Genomic DNA, 24,449 nt, shown 5'->3' with positions numbered 1-24,449 from the left:
AAGAATGACGACGCCTCGCCACATCCTGATGCTCTCCGGAGGGAAGGACAGCACCGCCCTCGCCATCCACATGCGCGGTCGCGTGCCGGGGATGGAGTACGTCTTCTGCGACACCGACAAGGAATTGCCGGAAACTTACGAATACCTGTCGAAGATCGAGTACGCACTCGGAATCAGGATTACCCGGCTGCGGGACGACCGCGGGTTCGATCACTGGCTCAAGGTCAAGGGTGGATACCTCCCGTCCTCCCGGATGCGATGGTGCACCCACGTCCTGAAGATGAAGCCTTTTGAAAAGTACGTGGGCAACGATCAGGTTCAGATGTATGTAGGAATCAGGGCCGACGAAGATCGGACGGCCTACGTCTCCACGCGGCCGAACATTGTGACGGTCCTGCCGTTCGTCGAGGAGGGTATCGTAGCCGAAGACGTCCGCCGCATCCTCGATGAGAGCGGCGTTGGGCTGCCCGATTACTATTCCTGGCGAACGAGATCCGGGTGTTACTTCTGCTTCTTCCAGCGGCGGATGGAGTGGGTTGGGCTGCTGGAAAAGCACCCCGAACTGTTCGAACTGTCCAAGCAGTACGAGAAAATCAACGAGGAGACCGGCGAGCGTTACACTTGGAACCAGCGGGAGTCGCTGGAGGAACTGTCCGCCCCGGAGCGCGTTCGGGAAATTAAGGCGCGGCACCAGAAGGCGATGGAGGGCCAGCAGAAAAAGCGAGTCAACCTGCCGCTGCTTGACGTGCTGGACGAGGTGCTGGAGGACGAGAGTGACGAGCCGCCATGCTTCATGTGCCACACCTGATGCCCAGAGGATGTCATGCCGCTGAAGAACGACAGTTTTGGATTCACGCGGCACTGGCTGGTCGCGGCGTTTAGGGAGCTGCCTCGCCAGCCCGACCTGTTCGCGGCCAAGAAGATGTCCACCGCCCGGAAGTCATTCCTCGCGGGGAGCAACCAGCTCACCGCCATAAAGAACTGGCTTAAGGCGGGCGGGGTCACCGAGTCGAAGGGCAGCAACACGACGCTGACGGAGCTGGGGCAGCTCATGGCCGCCCAGGACGCCCGTGCAGAGATGGCCTGGACGTGGTGGCTGTTTCACCTGCACCTGTGCACGAACCCCGACGCCTTCCCGTACACGGGGTTTTTCCACATCTACGACACCGAGGGGCGTTGGGTCTCTCTTGATGATATCACCGATTGCCTCGCGCAGAGCGCCGAGGAGAAGCAAATCGGCATCTCGAAAGAGACCGTGAGCTCCTACTTCAGTGGGGTCGCGCAGACCTTCCAAACGGGCGGCTTCGTGAACGAACTTGGGCTGCTGGAGGAGCGGACGGTCGGAGACGGGCGAGGCGGCCGCAAGGTCCGCCGCCGCCTCACGAAGGCCGAAGACCTGCTCGTCGCCTACGCAGCCGTGCTGTTCCAGCGCCAGCACTACCCGAACCAAGCCACGGTCGAAGCCCGGGAGATCCTCGGGAAAGGGTTCGCGCGGGTGTTGGGCCTGCGAGAATCGGACGTGCGGGAGTCACTGTCCCGCATCACCACACATAAGGATTACGGGCAGTTCGTGCAGTACCGCCAGCAGGTGAATCAGGACTCCATCCAATTCCTACGCCCCGCCGAAGCGACCCTGCGCGATCTCCGGCTAACCGGCTACCGGAGCCATGCGGTCAAATGGCAGTAACACCGCTCCGCGATCAGGTCGCCCGGCTCGTGTCTGCGGAGCTGAACCCGACTCGTCGCTACCGTTGCCTCATCCTCCAAGCCGACCGGCTCGACGTGCTGTCGCGCCTGTGCGAATACCTTCCGTCCGCGCTGGCTGACGCCGGTAGAGCGTCCCGCGTGCTCCCGTGGGAAGGGTTCTTCGACCAGGTGGGCGCTATGGCCGCCGACTCTGCCAGGGCGTGCATCAACGAGGCGGGGAAAACCGACGCCGTGGTGCTGGCCGGGCCGCTGCATTTCGTGGACTATTGGACGCCGGGGGTGCAGGAAGGGTTCTGGAACTTCCTGTCGCTGTATTCCCGTGGGCCGGGCATCGTTGTGGTGGACATTCCCCGGACGGAAGGGGTCGAAGGGCCATTCGTGGCGCGCGGCGTCATCCCCGGCACGGACATCCGGTTTCTTAGGCCGCGCCTCGTCGCTACGGAAGAGACATACTCATGAGTCACCTGAGCGAGTGGGTCTTCGTCTCGCAGGACGAGAAGCCCTACGTCAACTTCGAGGAGTCCCTGGAGGTTGACCAGGTCGCCTCCGGGTATGTGCCCGTCCGCTCAACCCTCGAAGTGTTCGACTTCCTGCGAGAGGCGGTTGGCCCGCACAGCCCCCGCGGCCGGGCCGTGATTTGCCACGGCACCTACGGCACGGGCAAGAGCCGCCTTTGCACCGTACTGGCGCGACTGTTCCAGGACGGGTTCGACTGCCCGGCGCTCCTGCCGGTCTGGGGCCGGCTGCGGGCGCGGCAGCAGGGAACCTCCCTCGACTCGCTGAAGCAGGCGATGGTGCCGAGCGGGAAGGCGTGGCGGCCGTGGCTGGTCGTTCCCTTGTACGCCGACGGCGGCGGCGGGCGGCTCTCCACCGCGTTCGTCCGGGGACTGCTCAAGGCGCTCCGCCGCGCGGGCCTGAGCGAGGAGGTGCTCGGGAAGACCGTTTTCCACGAGGCGGCCACTCGGCTCGACAACCTCGTCAGCAAGGGGAAGGTGTACCAGCCCGCACCGAACTCCCGGCTGGCGACTGCGGAACAGATGGCGCGGGCGCTTCGGCAGGACTTCGACGAGCACGCGCTTCAGGAGTTCTGCGACTGGCACATGCGCGAGACGGTGGTCGATTTCTACGACTACCTCCGGGCGTCCGGCGGGGCTTATGAGGCCCACGAAATCTACCCGCTGGTTGCAGAGCGTGTGCAGCGCCACGGGTACGAGGGCATCCTGGTCATCTGGGACGAGTTCGGGCTGGCGCTAGAGTCGCTGCTCAAGGGCGCGCAGAACGGCAAGCGCGACATGCACCTCGAAGCCATCGGCCTCCAAGACTTCGTAGAGCGGGCGTGCGGGAGCAACGACCTCGGAAAGCGGGTCGTGTTCATGGCCTTCACCCACATGAGCCTGACGGAGTACGGGCAGCGCAGCAACCTTTCCGAGACCGACCGCAACCGGCTTGAGACGGTCGCCGCCCGGTTCCGCCAGCCATCCATCTTCATCAAACTCAGCGTCACAGAAATGGAGGGGTATCACCTCCTGGCCGGGATGCTGCACCGCACGAAAGCGGGCGAGGCGGTGTTCCAGAACCCGGTGCCGCGGTTGCAGCAGATTGCCACCCGGATGCCCCGCCAGCGGTTCTGGCAGAACATCTCCGCCGAGGCAGCGTACCAGGACGTGGTCGCACCGTGCTACCCCCTCCATCCGGCCACCTCCTCGTCGCTACTGTTGCTCTCCGACCGAATCGCCCAGGTGAACCGGACGGCGTTTTACTACCTGCAAAGCCGCGAGGAGGGCGGTGTTGCCGGGGCGCTCGAAACTCGTGTGCTGCCCCCGGTCGATGAGGCCGGCGGCGGCGAGCTTCTACGCATCTCCGACCTGCTTCCGTTCTTCAGCGAACCCCTGCGGCAAAAGGAGCCGCACCTCGTCGGGCAGTACGAGCAGGCGGTGGCCCGACTGCCCGGAGCCACCCCGATGGAGGCCGCGATACTGAGGGCAGTGCTGGTGCTGGCGGGCATCAAGAGCGCCGACATGGCCCCGACCACAGTGTTTCTGAGCTTCTGCCTGTGCGACGCGGAGCGCGAGGAAATTGGGGCAACCGCGCTTCACGAGGCGCTGTCACGGCTCAAGGAAGCACACGCCCTCTGGAAGAACGAGGCGACGGACGTCTGGAACTTCGTGACCGACCGCGGCCTCGGGCAAGATCTCGAGAAGGAAATCGATGGCGAGAAAGCACTCGTCCCGGCGGACAAAACCACGGGCGAACTGCTCCGCACCTACGAGTCGTTGCGGGTGGAGGTAACCGACCGCCTTGGCGAAATGGAACTCGACCCGAACGACGCGGGCATCGTCCGACGGGTGGCTGTGCGGCTGCTTGATCCGGCCAAGGGTGAGAAGGCTATCGACGCCCAAAACCCGGCCTTGGCCGGAGGCGACTCCCCGGCGTGGCTCTCAGCCGTCATCTACCTCGCCGCAGCCGACACCGCCGCCCAGCTCGACGCCTGCCGCAAGCTAGCCGAGACTCCGATCAAGGGGGAGGCGTACATGATCCTCCCCAGCGCCCCTATGTCGCTCAGTTCTGAAAAGGCGAGAGAACTCATCGCTGTCAAGCAACTGCTGGAGAAGAAAGACTCGCAGAGCCACGCCTTCGAGGTGCTGGAGAACAAGCTGACCAAACTGCGCGAGGAACTGCGAACCGAGTTCGCACGCACCTTCGGCAACGAGGGTCTTCGGTCTGGGACGGGAGTGTTGAAGGTTGGGCAAACGCCCCGGACTGTGCCGGTGAGTTCATGGGGGCAGTTGTTGCCGTCCATCGCCCGCGACCTCGACACCACCTACCACCACCAGCCCCGGGTCCGTTGCGGCAGCTACAACGAGTGGCTGTCGTATTCCGGCGGGGCATGGAAGAAGATCGAGTACATCGTCGAAGCCATTCTCAAGTTCGACGAGCAGCCGGAGTACCAGACTGACTACTTGAACTTCAACGACACCAGCCAAGAGGGTGCCGTCATCGACGGGGTTCTTTGCGAGAACGGGTTCTTCTCGCATAACTCTGCGTCCGGCAAGTGGGAGCTGGCCGTTCCCACGTCGGAAACCCCGTCCGAGCCGATGCGCGAGACGCTAAAGTACCTCGCTTCGCGCAGCACCTCGGACAAGCCCTTTATCAAGCTGTTCGAGCGGCTTGTCGAGCCGCCGTATGGGATGCCCAACGGCATCATGCCGCTGTTCGTGGCGCTCGTTTTCCGGTCGGAACCCTCCCGCATCGGCATCTACCGCAAGAAGTACAACAACTGGGAGCGGGTCGAGACCAAGATCGCCGAGGCCATCGTGGACATGGCCCGCTTCCCCGACCGCTACCAGACTCGCTACAGCAAGCTCTCCCCGAAGCAGCGGTGGGTCTTCCGTGTCATCGGCGCAGAACTCGAAGTCAAAGTGCCAGAAGGTGGGGCGGCCGACCGTATCGAAGAGGCGTGCGAAAAGGTGAGCGCGCAACTGAGAGACATAGTCCACAAGCTGCCCGAAGCCGCCTTGACACTGCGCGACCTGAGCGAACCCGAGAAGGACATCCTGAAGGTGCTGCGAGGCGGGGTGCCGCCCCAGCCCACCTTGCTGGCCGATCACCTCATGCGGTGGATTCAGGAGGACGCCGAGGCCAGGCAGGAACTCGAAGACGCGGGCAGCACCCGTCCCACATTCCCTGCCACGGTCCGCCTCTGGAGAGACTTACGCGAGCGACTCGGGCGACAGGTGGAAGGCGCTCGCGCCCCCGTGCGGCGACAGTTGCAGAACGTGGGCAACGACCGCGATGGCGTAGTCGAGTCGCTACGCAAGGTCGAGGCGTTCGCCGGGCCCGAGAACCGCGTCATCTCTTCCATCATGGAGCGCCTGGCGGCGTCAGACGGCAAGGGCGAACTCATCGAGGAGGTGGTGGCCGCCGTCGCCAACAAGGAGGCGCGGCAGCTCAGCCAGGAGGACTACGGCCGGGCCTCGGGGATACTGGAGGTCATTCAATCTCTGGCGCCGTCCAAGGGAAAGATGACCGTCATCATGCCGGACGGCGGGCGGCGGGAGTTCCCGGAATTCACCCACGACGAGGCACTGGTCCAGGTCCGGCAGGCGCTGCGGGGGTGGCGGGACACGTTCGCCCTTGATCCCGACCAGCTCGCCGCCCTGCTACTCACCGTAGTTTTCGCTAAGTGTGAGCCGGAAGCACACAGCACCGCCGTTCGGCACGAAGCCTCGGTCGCGCCCGAGTAAACCGCGACGGGGAATCCTGCCATGAATGATGTCAGCCCGATTGACTTGGTGTACGACCCGCACCGCATCTACGCGGGCGAGGGGCAGCGCGTCGCCAGCCTCTCGCAGGAAATCGCCGCCTTCCACGCGATCGGCGAGACGCTCCGGCAGCCGGGCGACCCCGGCACACGCCGCCCCCGCACCTACATACTCGACCGCATCGGCTGGGAGCACTTCCGAAGCGTGCGGGGCCTTTCGGGCGTCCGCCTCCGCGAGTTTACACCCCGCCGGCAGATAAAGGCCGCGGTCGGCGCCGAGCCGCCGGACTGGCTGACGGACGACGCCATCGTGGGCTGCAAACTCCTTCAGCGGCCCGGCCCCGGCGCGATGGTGCAGGCGAACTGGGCGGCAACAGTTGCCGAATGGGTGCTGCCCGGCATCACGGACGCCTCGTCCTTCCAAGAGTGGCTCGTCCGTGCGGCGTCCGCCACCGATGTTTCCGAGCCGCTGGGGCTTGCGCCTTTAACGGATTGGTTGAGCGAACAGGTTCGTCTCCTCGCGGCCTCGACCATCCCCATGCCGGATGTGGTGGCAGACCTGGCCGAACACCTGCGGGAAAGCGCATCTCCCGTAACATTCGCGAACCGACTGCTTCGGCGACGGGCGCTGCTCCCGCTGACACGGCCGGCGATAGATCGCCCCCTCACGGTGCCGGGATTGCCCAGTGAGTCCCCACAGGATTTGGCGAGGGCGGGCTACCTGACGCTGCCGTTCCCCCTGCCGGACCCGATGCACGGTGAAATATCCCGACTGATGTGCCGGGCCGTCCGAAGCGCGCAGATCGAACGGCCCGATACGTTCGAGCGGGCCGTCGCCAACCTGGATGCTCTGTGGGACGGGGTGGACGCCGAACTTGACCGCTGGCTCCAGGTAAACCCCCGCGGCATGACGGAGGCCGCCGGTAGGCACCTGGCCGGACTTCCGGGGTACGCCGCCAGTGAGACGGCGCAGCGGCTCGTCCGGCTGTTCGCCCCGCCCGCTCCCGTCGCCCGATGGACCGACCTGGACGAGTCGTTCGACCAGTGGGTGAACACCTACGGCTCGTACATCGAGCGGATGTTCTACCGCCGCACGCTGCCGCCGGAGGGGGAAGACCCGGCCGCGCCGTTCGCGAAGTGGGTGAAGGCCAACCCGACCGTCTTCTTCAACCACCCGGAGCGCGGGTACCTGACCGTCGCGGGCACCGTTCAGAAGACGCTTCAGGCGGGCAGGCCGGTCATCCTCATCTTGGTGGACGCTCTCGCCATTCACGTCATCGAGGCCGCGCTGGCGGAGTTCGGTAAGGCGCTTGGAGCGTCACCGACGCAGGTGCGATACTCGTTCTGCCCGGTGCCGACCATCACCGCCGTGTGCAAGGAGGCCATCCTCGGCGGCATGTACCCAGAGCAGTGCCACGGGAACCTTCAACAAACGCTCCTGAAGCGGTACGGGCTGACCCCTGACCAGCTCCAGCTCGCCGCGCACTGGCAGGACGCGGAGCGCGTCCGGGTTACCCGGTCGGTGCGGCTCCTGGTCCACCGTGATAACCGGCTGGACGAGCAACTCAGCACCTACACCAACTACCACGCACTGAGGGAGAGCTTCACCCCCATCGTCGCCTCTCTCGCCCGGCTGGTCCAGCAGTGGGTCGAGGTGTTCAAGCACTGGCACAGCGCGTCGCCGCTCGTGATGCTCACCGGGGACCACGGGTTCACCTTCGGCCCGAAGCCGGAGAAGGACGGCGAGGCCACCGACGGCCTCCACCGCTGCGTCGAACTGGGCGACCGCAAGCCCGACGACGCGGAGTTACGGGACGAGTCGCTCACCTTCCTAGACCGGAAGGTGTTCCACCTGCGGGGCAGCTACCTCGTGGCGCGGGGGCGGTCCAGCGGCCACGGCACCATGTCCGGCTGGTGGCTTTCCCACGGCGGACTGCTGCCAGAGGAGGTCATCGTCCCGGTGGTGGAGTGGTTCGGCGACCAGCAGGCGCTGCCGTTCCCCGAGCTTTCCGTGCCGGACGGGGCCGTAAGGGACCAGGGGCGGTGGATCTTCAACCTGCTGCTGGCGAACAACCAGCCGGTGCCGACCAGCGGCGGACGCATCCGGGTGACGCCGGTGGGAGAAGGCGCGGGCGTGTCCGTGTCGTACCCGCCGCTGCGGCCCGGTACGACCCACACGCTTGCGTTCGAGGTGCCGGGCGCCGACCTACCGACCGCCCAAGAACTTGTGTTCGAGGTTACACTGAGTCCGCGGAGCGGTGACTCCCCAGCCCCCGACGTGATTCGCCACATGCAGGTCGCCCGCGCGCGGCAGTTCGTCGAGCGCACCCAGGACCAGGCGGCCTTCGAAGATATGTTTTGAGGAACCCCCCGATGAGCACCGCCGCACTGGACCAGAAGATCCAGGATACGTTCAAAGAATTCGCCATCGACAAGGGCCTCATCACCCGGCTCGGGCTGTCGCGCGACGACCGGCACATCCCGTCCTACGTGATGGATTGGGTCGTCACGTTCGCCGCGAGCAAGGTGGGCACGAACACCGGCCGCCTGCGCGACGCGGTAGTGGACTTCATCAAGAAGCACCTTCCCTCGAAGGGGGAGAAGGAGACCATCAAGTTTCGGCTGAGTCAGAACGAAACCCTGACCATCCTCGACGCCCTCTCCGTGGAAGTGAAGCTCGGTAAGACGCCCGAGTACCTGGCGACGATCCCGTGCATCGACGAGAAGAAGGCGAAGATCGACGCCGCGCTGCTGCGGCAGAACGAGGGGCTGCTCCAGAGCAACATCTGGGGAGCGGCGAAAATCTGCCACGACGACTCCAGCGACCAGGGCGGAGTGCGGGTCATCGAGTTCAAGCCGATGCAGATCGGCCGCATCTCCCTCGACGCCTTCCGCGACTGCCGCCGAGCGTTCACCGTGGAGGAGTGGATCGACCTGCTCGTCCGCACGATGGGCTACGAGCCGGCGGAGTACAGCGAGGAGGAGAAGCTCTGGCTTCTGTGCCGTCTCATCCCGATTGTCCAGAATCGCGTGAACATGATGGAGCTGGCCCCGCCCGGCTCCGGAAAATCGTTCGTTTACAACAACATCAGCCGCCACGTCTGGCTGACCGCCGCCCAGATCAGCGCCCCGGTGCTGTTCTACAACCGGCAGAGCCATACCCCCGGCCTTCTGACGCGGTACGACCTGCTCGTGCTGGACGAGGCGCAATCGCTCCAGTTCTCGAACCCCGGCGAGATTCAGGCCCAGCTCAAGGGGTATCTCGAACAAGGCGTGTACGCCCGAGGGGACTGCGCCGCCACCGCCGAGTGCGGCCTGATGCTGCTCGCCAACATCGACATCCAGACGTCGCCCGCCGGCCGCTACCGAAACGGCAAACCGTCATACCTCCCCCGGCGAAAAGACTACATCCGGCGGCTGCCCGACATCCTGCTGGAATCCCCGCTGGTCGATCGGTTCCACGGCATTATCCCCGGGTGGAAGATCCCGCCTTTCGAGACCACGCAGCAGGCCCAGGGGTACGGCCTCAAGGCCGACTACTTCGCCGAGGTGTGCCACGCGCTGCGCTCCGCTTCCGACATCGCCCAGACCGTCCGGGCGCGGCTGCGGCTGTCCGGCGGCAAGCGTGACTGCACCGCCATCGAGCGTCTCGCCTGCGGGCTGGCGAAGCTACTGCTCATCGGCCCGGATGACCCACGCTTTGAAGAGTTGGTCGTCCGCCCCGCCGAGGAGATGCGGCGGAACGTCAGGAGCCAGCTCCACGAACTCGACCCGCACGGGTACGTCCCCGAACTTCTCAGCACCCGGCTCGGCAGCAACGCCCCCGCCGCCCAAGTCGTCGACCGACTGGCCCACTATGACCTGCTCGAAGAAGTCGGGCGGGGCGGGTTCGCTCGCGTTTACAAGGGCGTCGATACCCGGACTGGCACCGTGGTGGCGGTCAAGATGGCCACCGCGAACGGCAAGCCGGACGACGAGCGTGCCATCCGCCGGGAGATGGACATCTACGAGCGGCTGAAGCAGATTCCCAACCCACACCTGCTGGCCGTGCGGGACATCTTCCGCGAAAGCGGGCGGTACGCCCTCGTGACCGAGTACGCCGACGGCGGCACCCTCTGGGAGCTGACGGAAGGCACCGCCCCCGACGCGCCTCGCAAGGCGATGGACGCGGCCACCGTGAAACCGATTGTGCTCGCCATCCTCGACGGACTGTGCGCCCTCCACGAGAACGACATCGTCCACCGGGACATCAAGCCGGAGAACATCCTCCGGTGCGACGATATCTGGAAAATCGCGGACTTCGGCATTAGCAAGCTCGTAAGCAGCCCGGTCACCGGGTTCACCATGCAGGGAGCCCACTCGATGCCGTGGGCACCACCCGAGCAGCGGGACGGGGCGGTCGCACACCCGTCCGCGGACATCTACGCCATGGGCCGTGTGATGGCCTTCCTGCTCTCCGGATCGGTGAAGATCGAGGACTACTCCCGGCTCGACCCGCAGTGGTGGGCGGTCATCAAGCCGTGCCTCTCGGTCAGCCCGGACGAACGGCCGGAAGCGCAGGGGCTTCGCACGCAGGTCGCGGCGCTGACGGTGTGAACCAAGTCCTTCAGCCTCCCTCCCAAGGATTCCGCCATGCCCGACATCCGCCGCCCGCCGGTGAACCCCGGCCGCCTGTTGAGCGCCTTCGGGCACATCGGCTACAACCCCGTGTCAGCGTTGCTGGACATCGGGGACAACTCCGTCTCGGCTCAAGCGACGAGTATCGCGATCAAGGTCGATACGGAGAACCAGCAGGGGGCGGCTGGCCGGCCGAAGGCGGTACTTAAGGCGTTCACGATCGTCGACAACGGCACCGGCATGGACGAGGCCGGGATCGACAACGCCCTCTCCCTCGGCTCGTCGCCGCAGGCGTACCACGAGTACACGCTCTCCAAGTTCGGCCTCGGCCTGAAGTCGGCCGCCGCGTCCCTCGGCCGCTGCCTGGAAATCATCACCCGCCCCAAGGCCGACCCGTCGAAGGCGTTCAAGGCCGTTCTGGACTGCTCAAAGATTACCTCAGACTACTTCTACGAGCTGGTCGCGCCGTCCGACGAGGACATCGCACTGCTCGAATCGGTAGCCTCAAAAGGCTCGGGGACGGTGATCCGCATTACGGAGCCGCTGCTCGATTCTCTGCCGCGTGCTTCGGAAATCATCGAAGAGCTGAAGCAGAGGGCCGGGGTCATCTACCACTACTACCTTCAGGGGCAGGTTCCGCACGCCGAGAAGCTGGCCATCACCGTTAACGGGGATGAAGTAAAGCCGTTCGATCCGCTGTTCACCAGCGAGATCGCCGACGGGGACGCAGGTGACTTGAACGAGAACACCTGGGCTGGGCTACAGCCGAACTTCATCCAGCGAGAACAAAGCATTCAGCTCGACAAGAAGGGAGCCATCTCCGCCGTCGTGACGATCACCCAGCTTCCCCATCCGCCGAGTGTAGGCAGGGTAGGCACGATGACGCAGGCCGCCTGCCGCGACAGGTACATGATCGGTGCCGGCAACTACGGATTCTACATCTACCGGAACCACCGGTTGATTTCCTGGGCGGCCAGCCTCGGCTACGTCCCACAAGACCAGGACCTCTACGCCTTCCGCGGCCGGTTCTTGATCAACAGCCAAGCCGATGACCTGCTCAACATCGACGTAACCAAGAGCCGCATCCACCTGTCCGAAACCGCCGAGGACCAGCTCAAGCCGTTGATCGGCGAAGCGGTGAAGAAGAGCCGGGCCGCATGGAAGAACGCAACCGCGAACGTCCAGAAGATTCTCTCCCGCACGCCTCACGATGAGGCGAACGAGGAGCTGGACAAGATTTCCAAACTGGAGGACAAAAGCGACGAGCTTGACGAGAGTGTCGCCCCACCCGCCGAGCGCGAGAAGCTCAAGACCCGGCGGACGAAGGCCGTCGGTGAAAAGCCGACGACCCCGGAAGAATCGACCAAGCTGCGGGAGCAGAAGCAGCGGGTTCAGTGGGTGGATAGCCTCGACAATAACCAGCTATGGGAGCGTGCCCACGACCCGGAAGCGGGGTTGATCGTGCGGGTGAACAGCTCCCACCGATTCGCCCGGGACATGATCGCCGCTGTCCACGGGGACGCCAACCTGCTCAAGGTGATCGACGTGCTCTTCTACGCACTGGCGAGGGGCGAGTACGGGACGGTCTACAAGTCGGACTCGGACCCGAAGGTGATCGAGAAGGTGATGGCCGAATTCCGTGAGCGTGTCGGCGGTGCGCTTTCGGATCTCACGAGGCAGCTCGACATCAGCGAGTTCCTCGGCGGGAAGTAATACGGCCACGAATTGCTGTGTTGGGAGGGTTAACGATGCCTGCCGCGCTCCGTGCGACGGTTCACGACGCGGCAGTCGCGACGCGAGCGCCGTACATCTACGGGATTCTGCTCACCTTCGACGGCACCACGATTCTGTACGTCGGGCAGACCATCAGCCAGACGGGGGCGCTCGGCCGGCTGTCCCAGCATCTCTCGGAAACGATGGGCGCCACCCTCCGCCAACGTCTACAGGCGAGGTACGAGATCACCGGGATCGAGGGGCTGGCGCTGGAGTTCGCAGCCATCCGGCTCGGGGAGCAGACGGGTTTCTGGAAAGACGAACCGGATTACCGGGAGGCTGTGGAGTCGCTCGTGCAGTACGGCATGGTGAACGAGCTGTGTTCTCGCAAGCTGCCCGTTTGCGTCATCTCGAGGGTCCAACCGAACGCCTACTCTCGGCTGGCATACGTTCGCGCCGAAGCCGACAGGGTGCGGAACGCGCTGGTGTCTTGGGTTGGGCAGCACGTCAAGCCCGCGACCTGAGCCGGTTGCAATCGGCACGGGGCCGCGTGCTTTCCGCGGTTCGGAGGCCGTCACGAGTCGTCACGAGATAGCCACGAGATCCCTGGAAACAGTGGAAATCAGGGCCAATAGGGCAAAGCCGTGCAACCGGACCGATTCGCGCAAAGCCCTTGCTTTCAAAGGCTTTAGGCGTGCAAGCGGAAACATAAATCTTGAGGGTCGATGTAGTTCATGGTGGTTTTATCTCCTTATTTGCCAGCATTTTGCATCTTGATTATCATGAATTCGGTCACGGCTTGCTGTTCTGTGTGTGACAACGTTCAGTATTTGCTCTCCCTCCCGCCAACATCCCGGACCCTTCAGGATATCACCATGAAGCCCGGCCCGAAACCGTCGGTGCGGTACTGAAGTCGAAGAAAGCCTACGGTTGCTCGATCGCAGGTGACCAGCACTTCCTCGCCCGCGGGCCGGACCGACTTACCGTGAAGCACTCGACAGGTTCCGCAGGCTCGTCGCCCAGGACGACGGGGGGAGGGCACAGATGATTATCTCGTTTCCGCCCTGATGAACCAGTACCGCGCACCTGAAGGCGGCCCGCAAGAGCGCGCACCGGGAGTGTTCGAGGTCATGGCCCGCGGGTTCACGGCGAAGTTCGGCAAACTATGCTTTACGCATTCAGGAGTGACACATTGCCCCAGGTCTGGAAGTTGTGCGTCAACAGAGTGGCCAGCTTCTGGCGGTGTTTGGTCGTCAGATCAGCCAGGCACCCGTCGATGGCGTCCTGAAACTTTTGAAATCCTGATGGTGGCGGCTGTTCAGAACTTCCATCTTGACGAACTTCCACAGTCGCTCGATCAGGTTCAGGTTGGGCGAGTAACTCGGCAGGAACAGCAACTCGATACCCAACTCCTTGGCCGCGCCCTGCACCAACGCGCACCGCTGGTACCGGGCGTTGTCCATCACCAACGTGACCGGTATCGGCATCCCTCGGTTCGCGATCGTGCGGAGCAACGCACACACCGAGGTCGCCGTGATGTAGGTCGTGTTGATCTCCGTCACCAGTTCGTGCGTGACCGCGTTGAGCGCGCCCAGCACGTTGTACCGCTGCCGGCCACTCGCCGCCCGCACATACAGCCGCACGAAGCACCACACCCACCCCAGGAACGACGCCAACACGAAGTGCGACGCGTCTACGAAATACACGGTCCGGTTACCGCCCCGAGCCTGCGCCCAGCTTCGGTTCCAGTTCCGCCTTTTAAAAAGTCCGCCTGCGTTCGGGCGTGTTCCACGACGGTCTTCTTCGGTGGGACCGGGATTGGGGCCACCTTCAGGCACTTCATCCCCAGGTCGTCCTTCAGGAACTTACGGACCCGTGATGGCTTCCGTCGGACGCCGGTCCGCTCCTCGATCCGCCGCGCCGCGTCGTGAGCCGTGTGCGGCGGACGCGCGGAACTCCTCTTCGATCGTGGCCCGGTGCGGCGTCAGGGCGCTGGGCTGGCCTTTCCAACCGAACGACCGGACGCCGTCCAGACCTTTGACCGCGAAGATCCGCAGCACCCGCTGGACCGTGGACCGCGACACATTGGCCAGCTCGGCGATGCACCCGTGGGTCTGGTTCTTGCTCTTGAGCCAAAGGATCTCCATGCTCCTGAACGCGCGGGTCCGGGTGCCCATACCGATCACGCGCGATCGCTTCGACCACGGCCTCGGGAAACGAATGTGGGGGCGCATCATCGGCCTCCCGAATACGGATTACGGCGACAGGCCTATCCTCTGCCGACGAGCGCTGACCCGCAAGGACGACTTGTGTCACTTCAGGGGACGCCGAGAATAAAGGTGGCCGAACTGAAGCCCTACGCGTTCGACCAGTGGCTGAACGCGCAGGAGACGTGGAACTCGACCACGAAGGCCCACGCTGTTGCCTTGATCCTCGGTGCCATCTCATGGGCGGTTCGCAAGGGGTTCATCCTGACCAACCCGCTGGCGGGGAAAATCGAGCGGCCAGTCCCGTTGCTGCGAGGCAGAGAAGCACGCCTGAGCGACGGCCTGATGGACATCCTGATCTCGGAGTGTTTCGAGCGGGCCACATACAACCGCAAGAACCGAACCGGCACGCCAGCCGTACATCTGCGGAACGTCGGGTTCACCGAGCAGTTCGGCAGGCTGCTGTGGTTGCTCAGATCTACGGGAGCGCGACCCATCGAACTTCGGAAGGCCGAAGCCCACAACTACCAGAACGGGAAGCTGGTGTTCCGGTGGAACGCGACGAGGGGTTACGTTCACAAAACGGCCGCCAAGACGCGACGTGACCGGATCATCTTCCTCAGCCCGGAAGCGAGGGCTTACGTCGAGGAGTGTGTCGCGAAGCATCCCGAGGGTGTGCTGTTCCGCACCTTGCGGGGCGACGAGTGGGGTTTGACGAACTGTACCCAGAAGTGGCGACAGTGGCTGCTAAAGCGTCCGCGAGTGCTGGCGTACATGCAGGAGCACGAGATCAACACGAAGGAAGTCAAAATTTACGGGTTCCGTCACGCTGCAATCAGCAAGTGGCTGGATGACGGGGGTGACATCTACGTCGCAGCACAGCTTTTCGGCACCTCGGTGAAGATGATCGAGCAACGGTACGGGTCGCCCGACATCGATCGCCTGCACGAGCGATTCATGGCGTTCGCGGGAAGGAATCCGCTGCCGCTACCGACAACTGCAGCGATTCCTCAAAGCTAAGCGACATGCCCCACGTTTCGCGGAGGGGGCTCACCGCAGCCCCGGTCACTCGTCGTACTTGAGCAGGAATTTCGGGTTGATCGCCTTGAAGCTGAGGCGGCCACCGATGTCTTCGTCGTATTCCTCGACCAGTGGCCTGAGCACAATGCCCTCGCGCTGCACCTGCGGGTTCAGCACGCTCGTCCCTTCCGAGAACGCAACTAGCTCATCGACCGTGTGGTTGAGCATGATCATCCCGAGCTGCGGCACCGGTTCGACGCCCATATCGGCCAGCACTGCCAGCTTCACGGGGTGGTCAACGAGACGGTAGGTATCCACGTTCAGAACGCTGAACACCCGGAGTGTCACCTCCTTCAGGGCGTACTTGTTCTTCTGGATGCCCGGCCCGATGACCTCGGCCTGAATCGCCACGTCGTGCCCGAGTTTCTCGCGGGCGGCACGGAGCTTCTCCTCCAGTTTTAACCCTTTGGCGACGCGAGCGAGTACGTTTGACTCGTCGGCCTCGTCCATCCACAGGTTGCGGCTACAAATGCCGAACTCGCCCTGACGCAGAAAAGCGGTGAACGACGTGCCGTCCAGTTTTTCGGTGACGTAGAACGTCTTGCCCTGATGCCGCAGCAAGGCGGCTTCCAGCACCTGCACGCGGGTCTCGTCCGTCTTCGGCAGGAAGCCGGGGAAACCGCCTTTCACCTTACCGCCCATGCCGACGGGCAACGGCGGCTCCCACTTCCGCACGCCGAGCAAGTCGGTGGCGTCGGCCCCTTCCTCGTCCGGCGCACCGGCTGGGAGGAGGGAGAGTGGGAAGCAGATGCCCTGTGACACCTGCCCGCGGAGCTTTACCGTCTTGATGCGAAATCCGGCGGGCAACGTCTCGACACCCGATGCGTCGGTCTGGGCGGGCTTGAAGCTGCTGGGGCGGAGGAACTCGAACTCCGGCCGCACGGGCAGAAGACTGTCGATTTCGCAGTAAACTAGCTTATCGCCGACCTTGTGCTCGCCCTTCTTCGACACGACCCACCAGCCGAGGACGCGGATCTTCTCGATGGCGTCAGCGTTGGGGATCGGCTCAACCGCGTTTACGGTCTGGATGCTGGCAAGTTTTCGCATGGCTACTCCTATCGGTTGACCGTGGGAACCGACACGGAGCCGGCGTATGAAGTTCGGTCGGCGGCCTTCAGCTTCCTACTGGCGTCGACGCAGGCGGCGAGGAGGGCTTCTTGAAGGGTGTCGCAATGCTGCCAGAACGGTTCGCCATCGAAACTGAGAAGCCGAACGCGAGCCACGACGCTGTCCTTGGCACAGGAAGTCTCGATCACGGCGTTGTTCGTGTCGCACCACCCACGCACCGCTTCCATGACACCGTTCAGGTCATCAAAGCGAAACCCGGTGATCTGCTCGTTGGACTTCCCATTCCAGATGACACCGTCCACCGCGAACTCGGCAGAAGCGTCGCTCCACCCCAGCACTTCACGGCAGAACTCGAGGGCGATCTGGGAGATGTCGGTCATGACAAACCGCCCGGGAAGACTTTGAACCGCAGACGCGGGCCGTGTGGCTCTATTGCTGGTAACGCGGTCAGATAAACCCATCCCTCAACGCCGGAATCCTTCCATTCGAGTGCGTACCCGTGCCGGTTGGCGATGCTCGACCTTGCCAGCATTTCGATCTGCTCGCGATTCGCCGTGTGAACGGTTCGCCCTTCGATTATCTCACCAGCCTGCATCTGCATGTGCAGCATGCCCATTTCGTAACCGTTGCAGAAACTCTCGGATGCATCGAGGAACTTCATCACCAAGCTGTATTCCTCGCTCATCGTTTCCTCCCGCGCTCGGCTTCCAGTTCCGTCACCTTCTGTCGGATGTTCTCCTCGGTCAGCTCGAAGCGGTCGCCTTCGAGGCGGCCGATCACCTTGAACTTGTAAGTCTGGTAGATGCCTTGCGCCCTGTCGTCGTCATCTAGGGCGTCGGCGAGAAGTGCTAGCGCGAGCTGGCTTGGCCCGCTCCCTGCATATCCGAAATTGAAGCCGTCCGGCGAGTGGTTCCGCAGATCGTATCGCGGGTTGAGCAAATACGCCCCGTCAGGCTTGCTTTTGTCCAGCACCAGCACTTGGCAACCGTCTGGGGTGCGTTCTCCGATGTACGTTTTCATGAGGAACGAGCCTTCCCACGCGCGGCGAGCATGGCATCAGCTAACAAGTACGAGCTTTCGGCGAGGTCTTGGAAGCTGGAAAATGATGGGTTCGTCTGATCGAACTGTTTGGATTCCGATGCCAATTGCCCCTGCAACGCGGCCATGGCGAACTCATCGAGCAAGGTCTTCCTCACTTCGGTATGTTCAGGCAACGGGACAATGTGGCTGGCATTTTCAAACGTACCGCCCTCGCCCAAGTTCAAGATGCGCACCTGCCGCAGCCAATTAGCCAAGGCCGCCATTAGTCTAGGCTTGCCTCGCGCGAGCATCGGGGCAGGTGCTTTCGGCGACGGCGTTTCACCCCATGGGCCAATGAGGTCATTTAGAGTGGTTCCAGCCGCTTCTACCCACGCGCCATCGCTGCACCAACAAGTCGGCTTCCCCTCAATATGTCCTTCGAGCGTGTACGGTTCGCTGTCGGGGCCACCGACACCCTGCACCACCGCCTTGCGGCCATCGCGCGTTTTCCATTCGCCGACTCCGAATTGCGGGGCGGTCATGCGGCAACTTGGGTCTGGAGGCGTGACCGGATGTCCGCGATGCTGTCGTCGATTAACAGCATCCCGTCATTGAACACAGGCCGAAGGCAGCAGTCTTCCGGGTCTATGCTTCCCTGCCGGTCAGCCAGACAGTCACGGCCAGCGCGTACTAATCGCCTTGTAAAGTCAGGACTTCGTCGAGGAACTGTGTGTTCATGAGGGCGCGGATCATCTTACCTCGGATACTGTCCTTGATGGGATGGCGCTTCAGTAGGGTGACGGCGAACCGTCGGAGCCAGCTCAGGTTGTTGGCCAGAACGCGCTGTCGCGTGCGGCTCTCGTCCTCACGGAACGTGACGTCCAGAACCCAGTGCATGGACTCGATGCCCCAGTGCCCACGAACCGCCTCGCCGAACCGCTTGCCACTCAGGAACCGGCTCAGCATGTAGAACCGCACCTCGTCACTCTGACTCCCGTTGGCGTGCGTGGTGATCCGCACCGCGGTGCCGATGGCCTTGATCCACGGCCACTCCCCTGGGCCGCAAAATCCGTGGGCACCTGGGCCACGAAGTAGGAGCACGCTCGTCGCGCCGACCGTGCCCGCGCGCTCGTCGGTCTCTCGGGTCCGGTGCTTGAGGGCTTTCAACTCGCCTTCCAGGTGCTTCAGGACCAGAGCCCCGATAGCCTCGGACAGCTTCGGCTGGTTGTCCTTCACGGCGATCACGAAGTCCCCGCCGCCCGTAACGATGTCACGGGCGATGTCCTTCTGGCATCCCATCGCGTCGATCGTGATCAGCGCCTTGTGAAACTCGATCTGCTTCAGCAGGAGGGGAATAGCCGTGATCTCGTTGGACTTCTCTTCGGCCGCCACTTGGCCCAAGGCGATCCCGTGTTCGCTCGCCCACGCGCTGACGATGTGCAGCGGCCCGAGCCCGTGGACCGCGTCGTGGGACCGCCGACACGTCTTGCCGTCGATGGCGATCAGGCGGGCCGGGCCGATCCCGTCGGGCTCCAGGGCGTCGGCGATCCAATCCCGGAAGCACCGCTGAAAGGCCTCGGGTTGAAGGGCGATGAGCAACCGGCGGATGCAGTCGCGGGACGGGATGCCGTTGGGGAGCGTAAGGAACCGGGTAAGCCAATCCCGGCGATTGGTGGCCCATCGGTGAATCGCGGTCGGACCGTCACACCCGCACACCAGGCCACACACCGCAATCACGACAATGTCGACGAACAGGTGCTTGCGGTTCTGGGGATGGCGGGGGGTCGGGCAGGGACTCGAAATAGGAACCGATCGATTCAATGGTAACCCGCTTGGTGGCCATAGGTCGCACCGGACTTCAGACAACGGGCCCGCGGGCGGGCGTGAGAACCACTGCCCAAGTGATAGAACGGCGCGGCACCGCGCGCAAGTCCACGCAACTTCCCCAGTCGCGCGCGTGGCCGTGTCTCGCACGGCCTCACGAATGATCGCGGTTTTGGCTTCGACCCAACTGATGCCCGTCGCAAAACAATGCGCCTCGAACCGTAGGAACGCGCGCAGGGCCAACCCGATGTGGTTGCGCTGGGCGCGGGCCGTTCGGCACTGACACCGCTCGATCCCGGTGCATTGCTTGATCCCCGGTGGTAGTGCTCGATGGCCCAACTGAACTCGGCGAGTTGCACCCGGGTTAGGTCCGTCATCCCCAGATCGTTGGTGGCCCAATACGCGGTGCCCCCGTCTGGGGTGGCAATCCCGAATACCTTGACCAACCCGAATCCGGTGAGCCACACGTCCGTGCCGGTCGCCGCGATGGTCGTGTGCTCCAGCGCCCGTGTGCCCTCTCGATCCTTGTTCACGAGCCGGTTCGACTTGAGCCGGGTGAGCCACACCCACCCGCAGTTGCGGATCAGTTTCAGATTATCCAGGCTGCTGTACCACCCGTCGAACACGACGCCCCGGGGCTTGAAGCCCCGGGCATAGCGCCCCGGATCATGTCCCCGAAGTGGTCGTTCTTGGTGCGCGTCGGCGTCCTTGTTGTAGATCCGGTAGTCGCACGGGATGTGTCGGTCCCCGTCGGTCCACAGCAGGGACACTAGGTTGATCCCCGAACGACCGCGTGGTGCTTGCCGGACCAGTGCCGGGTGACCAGTTCGATGGCTCGGGCGTAGGGCTTGTCCAGGGTCGAATCGTCCACGACCAGCACCCCGTCGTCGCGCCGGACCTGGGTTCGTGCTTCGGCCCAAAGGGTGTCGGGATCGGGTTCCACGCGCGAGCAGACGGGTAAACGCATCGTGGGCCGGCGGGTCGGGTTGGCTCGGTTGTACCCGAGCTGCCTCCGTACCGAGTACCCCTTCGGGGTCGCGATCAAGAAGTCGATGTAGTCCTGCGGGAACACCTTGGGCACGCTCATGACACGATCGTAGACCCACACCCACACCCGCGCAAGGCCCAAAATGCCGCACTGCGTAACATCTATGTCTTATTCGCAGCGCAACAACTATTACAACTATTACAACCGCGGGTACCACGGAACCGGGTACGGTGGCGCCCGCTAAACTCTATAGTGGGCCCCGAAAACTGGACCGCCGGTTAAGCTACACCGGAGGCCCAGGAAAGGGGAACCGATGGCGGGCAAGCGAAAGAGTCACTCGGCGGCGTTCAAGGCCCAGGTCGCACTGGCCGCTCTCAAGGGTGACAAGACGGTCAACGAGGTGGCCGCTCAGTTCGGGGTCCACCTGACCCTGATCCACGAGTGGAAGAAGAAGCTCCTGGCCGGGGCCGAGGCGGTGTTCGCCGCCGGGGCCAAGACCACCGGACCGCCGGACGACAAGACCGCCGAACTCTACGAGCAGATCGGGCGACTCAAGGTCGAACTCGACTGGGTGAAAAAAATCTGCCGCCCTCGGCTGACGCCAAGCGGGCCATGATCGACGACGGGCACGCCGAACTGAGCGTCCGCCGCCAGTGCCGGTTGATCGGGCTGGGTCGGGCGACCTACTACCGGGAGCCGACCGGTGAGTCGGCCGAGAACCTGGCCCTGATGCGGTTGATCGACGAGCAGTACACGGCGTGCCCGTTCTACGGCAGCCGGCGGATCACCCGGTGGCTCGTCCGGGGCGGCCACGAGGTGTGATCTTCCCCAAGGAAAATGGAGTCGAAGTTAACGGCGTTTCGGGTTGTAGGTCCGTTCAAACTCTTCGGGTGGTAAGAACCCCAGAGAGGAATGACGGCGGACGCGGTTGTGGAACACTTCCAGGTACTCGAAGATCTCGGCTCGCGCCTGATCCCGGGTCGCGAACATCTGGCCCGACGCGATCTCGCACTTGAGTCGTCCGAAGAACGATTCCATCGGCGCGTTGTCCCAGCACGGGCCCACGCCGCTCATGCTGCACACGATCCCTTCCGCCGCGAGCGCCCGCGGGTAGTGGTCACGGGCGTACTGGCTCCCACGATCCGAGTGCCACCAGACCGGCTTCGGGCCGACGGCGCTGGACCGCCATCTCCAGGGCATCGACCACCAACCGGCTCTCCATCGACTCGTCCATCGACCAGCCCACGATCATCCGGCTGAACAGGTCTTCCACCACCGCCAGGTACAACCAGCCCTCACGGGTCGGGATGTACGTGATGTCGGCACACCAGCGCGTTCGGCCCCTCGGGATCGAAGTCCCGATCGAGGACGTTGGCGGCCACCGGCAGACGGTGATTCGAGTCCGTCGTGCGGACGAACCGCCTCGGGGCCTTCGCGCGGACCCCGTGTTCCCGCATCAGTTGTGCCACGGTGTTCTCCGAGCATTCGTGCCCGCGCGTTCAACTCGGCGGTCATGCGGGGCTCCGTAACGGCCCTTCACCTCGGCGTGGATCTCCTCGATCGCGCCGACCAGCTCCCGCCGCCACGCTTCGGTCGGGCTGTCGGGTCAGGCCCCAGGCGTAGTACCCACTGACGGAAACCTCCAGCGCCTCGCACATCCAAGCGACGGGCCACTCGTCGGCGTGGTCGGCGATGAACCGGAACGTCAGGTGGGCGGGTTGGCGAAGTACGCGGCGGCTTTTTTAGCAGATCCCGCTCGGCCTTGAGTCGCGCGTTCTCGGCGCGCAGGCGGCGCACCTCGTCGTCGGCCGGTGCCGGGTTGCCGTGACCGGGAAAGGGCGCGCCGCCACCGGCGAGAACCGCCTTGCGCCAGGCGCGGAGCAGCGTCTCTGAGACATCGAGTCGGCGCGCCACCTCGGCGACGGAGAGCTTCTGGTCGGTGATCATCTTGACGGCCGCGAGCTTGTACTCGGCCGTGTATGTCGTTCGGGGACGGGGCATCGGTGAACTCCTCGCTCTGAGTGTACACCGCTAACTCGGACTCCACCAAACCTGGGGAAGGTCAGTGAACCGCAAGCGGGTCCAGCGGCTGCTGCGGGTGATGGGGCTGGAGGCCATCCACCCGAAGCCGAAGCTGTCGGCCGGGCGTGGCCACAAGGTGTACCCGTACCTGCTCCGGGACGTGCCGATCGACCGGGTCGGGCAGGTGTGGTCGGCCGACATCACGTACCTGCCGCTGGCGTCGGGGTTCATGTACCTGGCGGCGACGATCGACTGGTTCAGCCGGTACGTGGTGGCGTGGCGGCTGTCGAACACGCTCGACGGGGCGTTCTGCCGGGAGATGTTGGACGAGGCGTTGGCGACCGGGACGCCGGAGGTGTTCAACACCGACCAGGGGGTGCAGTTTACGGCCGGTGCGTGGGTCGAGCGGGTCGAGGCGGCCGGGGTGCGGGTGAGTATGGACGGGCGGGGGCGGTGCCTGGACAACGTGTTCGTCGAGCGGCTGTGGCGAACGGTGAAGTACGAGGACGTGTTCCTGCGGGGGTACGAGTCGGTGCCCGAGTTGGAGCGGGGGCTGCGGGCGTACTTCGCCTTCTACAACGAGGCCCGGTTGCATCAGTCGCTCGGGTACAAGACCCCGGTCGAAGTGTACCGGGCGGGAAGGTCTAAAGAGCCGGCGAGAGAGTAGCTAAGTGACTGTCCCATATGCCTCGAAATCGCCGTATTTTCGAGTTGTCACCCACGATTTCTCAGGCTTTTTCGCACATATGGGACAGTCACTAAGAATCGCCGGGTTTTGGTCTCGACAATGGGGTCCACTACACTCCCCCGCGGGGGCTAAAGCAACGATGGCCGTCGGGTAACACCGGCGGTTTTTTCATGCGTGGCAGTTTCCGCATCCAGTTGCAGGCCGAACGACTATTTCTTTGCCGGAATGCGGACGATCGGAATCGTGGTTCCTCACACGGCCTCCAATAATTGGTCAGTGCAAGTTAACCCAACCATCCCACCGGCCGGTCCCCGCTGGATCGACCCGAGGTGCCTACCATGCCGCAAGTCGAAACGCAGTTGGTTGCCGAGGCCGGGGACATCGAACTGGCCGCGCCGACCAAGCGCCGGGAAGACGTGATCCGCAGGTCCGTGCTGGCCGCGCTAGGCCGCCCGGACCGGTTGCTGAAGGTGGCGGTGCTACCGTTGTGGGGCAACAACTTCCGGGTCAACGTGTGGACCGCCACGGACGGTGCCGGGAACGGCATCCCCAACAGCTACTTCGTGACCGCCGACGAACGGGGCGGCATCGTGCGGTCCGAGCCGCCGATTCAGAAGCTGTACTGAACGAGTTACTCGGAGGAGTCGAGCCGGAGCCATCGGCCCTGAACAGGAAGTGAAACGCCGGACCACATTGGGTCCGGCGTCATGCAGCAAGTCTCACACCCGCTGAAGCGGCGCCAGCCGCACGAGCGTCTTCAGTTCTACACCCTTCCGTCGCAGGTCCAGGGACCGTTGCAGTACCGCCCAACCGGGCACGTTCCCGCCAGCAATCTCTTTGAGCTGCGCCGAAGCCTGATCGAGCGATTCGGCCCCGTTCCACACGGCCACGAACTGCTCTTCCGGCACCTGCCACACCCGGTCGCCCATGATGCTCCCCCGGTTCGATTCCCCAGGGGTCAGGATGCCGCCGAACATGCAGCCGAGCAACAGCGCGAAGCTCGGTTGTGGTCGGTTCGTGTGGGTTTGCTACTGAGCGGGCCGGAGAACGCGCGCGGCCGGAAAAGACGCTACCGATTCTCGTTGAGGTCTGTTGATCTGCTGAAGTCCTCGCCCCACGCCGTCCGACATAGATGCTGCGCCTGCGCATGCCGACCTCCCCTACCACCTAAATCCCGCAAACCGATTTGCTTCTCCCATCGCAATAGCGCATCTATGTTCACTATTTGCATCTGAGGGTGCGGACATGCAGCCG

At 63.9% G+C, this 24,449-nt stretch carries 21 protein-coding genes and 3 pseudogenes; 13 read left to right on the top strand and 11 right to left on the bottom strand.

Annotation, left to right across the window (positions count from 1 at the left end; translation table 11 throughout):
- The first annotated feature begins 4 nt into the window (after window positions 1-4).
- The 8 genes from J8F10_RS08740 to J8F10_RS08705 are packed head-to-tail and all read left to right on the top strand — an operon-like array spanning window position 5 to window position 12,822.
- Window positions 5-808: a phosphoadenosine phosphosulfate reductase family protein gene (locus J8F10_RS08740; RefSeq protein WP_210653447.1), complete on the top strand. Its 804-nt coding sequence runs from the start codon at window positions 5-7 to the stop codon at window positions 806-808.
- A gap of 15 nt (window positions 809-823) precedes the next feature.
- Window positions 824-1,687, top strand: a complete 864-nt coding sequence (locus tag J8F10_RS08735; protein ID WP_210653446.1) for a DUF4007 family protein — start codon at window positions 824-826, stop codon at window positions 1,685-1,687.
- Window positions 1,678-2,166 carry a hypothetical protein gene (locus J8F10_RS08730; protein ID WP_210653445.1) on the top strand — a complete coding sequence of 163 codons (489 nt, stop codon included), beginning with the start codon at window positions 1,678-1,680 and terminating at the stop codon, window positions 2,164-2,166. Before J8F10_RS08735 ends, J8F10_RS08730 begins: the two co-directional genes overlap by 10 nt.
- Window positions 2,163-5,951, top strand: a complete 3,789-nt coding sequence (locus J8F10_RS08725; protein ID WP_210653444.1) for a hypothetical protein — start codon at window positions 2,163-2,165, stop codon at window positions 5,949-5,951. Before J8F10_RS08730 ends, J8F10_RS08725 begins: the two co-directional genes overlap by 4 nt.
- Window positions 5,952-5,972: 21 nt before the next feature.
- Entirely contained in the window at window positions 5,973-8,330 is a 2,358-nt protein-coding gene (locus J8F10_RS08720) for a hypothetical protein (RefSeq protein WP_210653443.1), read from the top strand.
- A gap of 11 nt (window positions 8,331-8,341) precedes the next feature.
- Entirely contained in the window at window positions 8,342-10,564 is a 2,223-nt protein-coding gene (brxL, locus tag J8F10_RS08715; RefSeq protein WP_210653442.1) for a BREX system Lon protease-like protein BrxL, read from the top strand.
- 36 nt (window positions 10,565-10,600) lie between these two features.
- Entirely contained in the window at window positions 10,601-12,298 is a 1,698-nt protein-coding gene (locus J8F10_RS08710) for an ATP-binding protein (protein ID WP_210653441.1), read from the top strand.
- A 35-nt stretch (window positions 12,299-12,333) separates the two neighbouring features.
- A complete protein-coding gene (locus J8F10_RS08705) occupies window positions 12,334-12,822 on the top strand; it encodes a hypothetical protein (RefSeq protein ID WP_210653440.1) in 489 nt (162 codons plus the stop codon).
- Window positions 12,823-13,551: 729 nt separating this feature from the next.
- Here J8F10_RS08705 and J8F10_RS08700 read toward each other — a convergent pair.
- Both J8F10_RS08700 and J8F10_RS08695 read right to left on the bottom strand, forming a co-directional pair.
- Window positions 13,552-14,004: a transposase gene (locus J8F10_RS08700; RefSeq protein ID WP_390891102.1), complete on the bottom strand. Its 453-nt coding sequence runs from the start codon at window positions 14,002-14,004 to the stop codon at window positions 13,552-13,554.
- 159 nt (window positions 14,005-14,163) lie between these two features.
- Entirely contained in the window at window positions 14,164-14,475 is a 312-nt protein-coding gene (locus J8F10_RS08695; protein ID WP_210653438.1) for a helix-turn-helix domain-containing protein, read from the bottom strand.
- A 162-nt stretch (window positions 14,476-14,637) separates the two neighbouring features.
- Here J8F10_RS08695 and J8F10_RS08690 point away from each other — a divergent pair, with 162 nt between their 5' ends.
- Window positions 14,638-15,525: a tyrosine-type recombinase/integrase gene (locus J8F10_RS08690; protein ID WP_210653437.1), complete on the top strand. Its 888-nt coding sequence runs from the start codon at window positions 14,638-14,640 to the stop codon at window positions 15,523-15,525.
- Between the two features lie 45 nt (window positions 15,526-15,570).
- On the opposite strand, the gene J8F10_RS08685 is transcribed toward J8F10_RS08690, so the two are convergent.
- The 7 genes and pseudogenes from J8F10_RS08685 to J8F10_RS40725 form a co-directional block, all read right to left on the bottom strand.
- Complete coding sequence (locus J8F10_RS08685) at window positions 15,571-16,632, bottom strand: RNA ligase (ATP) (RefSeq protein WP_210653436.1); 1,062 nt, start codon at window positions 16,630-16,632, stop codon at window positions 15,571-15,573.
- Window positions 16,633-16,640: 8 nt separating this feature from the next.
- Window positions 16,641-17,033 carry a hypothetical protein gene (locus J8F10_RS08680; RefSeq protein WP_210653435.1) on the bottom strand — a complete coding sequence of 131 codons (393 nt, stop codon included), beginning with the start codon at window positions 17,031-17,033 and terminating at the stop codon, window positions 16,641-16,643.
- Window positions 17,030-17,338: a hypothetical protein gene (locus tag J8F10_RS08675; protein WP_210653434.1), complete on the bottom strand. Its 309-nt coding sequence runs from the start codon at window positions 17,336-17,338 to the stop codon at window positions 17,030-17,032. Before J8F10_RS08675 ends, J8F10_RS08680 begins: the two co-directional genes overlap by 4 nt.
- On the bottom strand, window positions 17,335-17,673 hold the full coding sequence (locus tag J8F10_RS08670) for a DUF6166 domain-containing protein (RefSeq protein WP_210653433.1): 339 nt from the start codon (window positions 17,671-17,673) through the stop codon (window positions 17,335-17,337). The genes J8F10_RS08675 and J8F10_RS08670 overlap by 4 nt, the downstream gene beginning before the upstream one ends.
- A complete protein-coding gene (locus tag J8F10_RS08665; RefSeq protein ID WP_210653432.1) occupies window positions 17,670-18,215 on the bottom strand; it encodes a hypothetical protein in 546 nt (181 codons plus the stop codon). The genes J8F10_RS08670 and J8F10_RS08665 overlap by 4 nt, the downstream gene beginning before the upstream one ends.
- Before the next feature lie 148 nt (window positions 18,216-18,363).
- Window positions 18,364-19,410 (bottom strand): ISAs1 family transposase, encoded by a 1,047-nt coding sequence (locus tag J8F10_RS08660; protein ID WP_210653431.1) that lies wholly within the window; start codon window positions 19,408-19,410, stop codon window positions 18,364-18,366.
- Window positions 19,411-19,641: 231 nt separating this feature from the next.
- Window positions 19,642-20,584 (bottom strand): annotated as a pseudogene (locus tag J8F10_RS40725) (IS701 family transposase); the annotation flags it as partial.
- A gap of 214 nt (window positions 20,585-20,798) precedes the next feature.
- On the opposite strand from J8F10_RS40725, the gene J8F10_RS08645 reads away from it, so the two are divergent.
- Entirely contained in the window at window positions 20,799-21,101 is a 303-nt protein-coding gene (locus J8F10_RS08645) for a transposase (protein WP_210653428.1), read from the top strand.
- On the top strand, window positions 21,098-21,307 hold the full coding sequence (locus J8F10_RS08640; protein ID WP_210653427.1) for a hypothetical protein: 210 nt from the start codon (window positions 21,098-21,100) through the stop codon (window positions 21,305-21,307). Before J8F10_RS08645 ends, J8F10_RS08640 begins: the two co-directional genes overlap by 4 nt.
- Window positions 21,308-21,334: 27 nt before the next feature.
- Here J8F10_RS08640 and J8F10_RS08635 read toward each other — a convergent pair.
- A pseudogene (locus J8F10_RS08635) lies at window positions 21,335-22,486 on the bottom strand (IS3 family transposase).
- A gap of 55 nt (window positions 22,487-22,541) precedes the next feature.
- On the opposite strand from J8F10_RS08635, the pseudogene J8F10_RS08630 reads away from it, so the two are divergent.
- A pseudogene (locus tag J8F10_RS08630) lies at window positions 22,542-23,174 on the top strand (IS3 family transposase); the annotation flags it as partial.
- A 359-nt stretch (window positions 23,175-23,533) separates the two neighbouring features.
- Window positions 23,534-23,821: a hypothetical protein gene (locus tag J8F10_RS08625; protein ID WP_210653425.1), complete on the top strand. Its 288-nt coding sequence runs from the start codon at window positions 23,534-23,536 to the stop codon at window positions 23,819-23,821.
- A gap of 93 nt (window positions 23,822-23,914) precedes the next feature.
- Here J8F10_RS08625 and J8F10_RS08620 read toward each other — a convergent pair whose 3' ends face one another.
- Window positions 23,915-24,184, bottom strand: coding sequence for a hypothetical protein (locus J8F10_RS08620; protein WP_210653424.1), 270 nt, complete (start codon window positions 24,182-24,184; stop codon window positions 23,915-23,917).
- Between the last annotated feature and the right edge of the window lie 265 nt (window positions 24,185-24,449).

The organism is Gemmata palustris (genome assembly GCF_017939745.1).
Classification (GTDB): Bacteria; Planctomycetota; Planctomycetia; order Gemmatales; family Gemmataceae; genus Gemmata; species Gemmata palustris.
The sequence above is the reverse complement of the archived record's forward strand: the minus strand, read 5'-3'. Positions and strand labels throughout refer to the sequence as shown.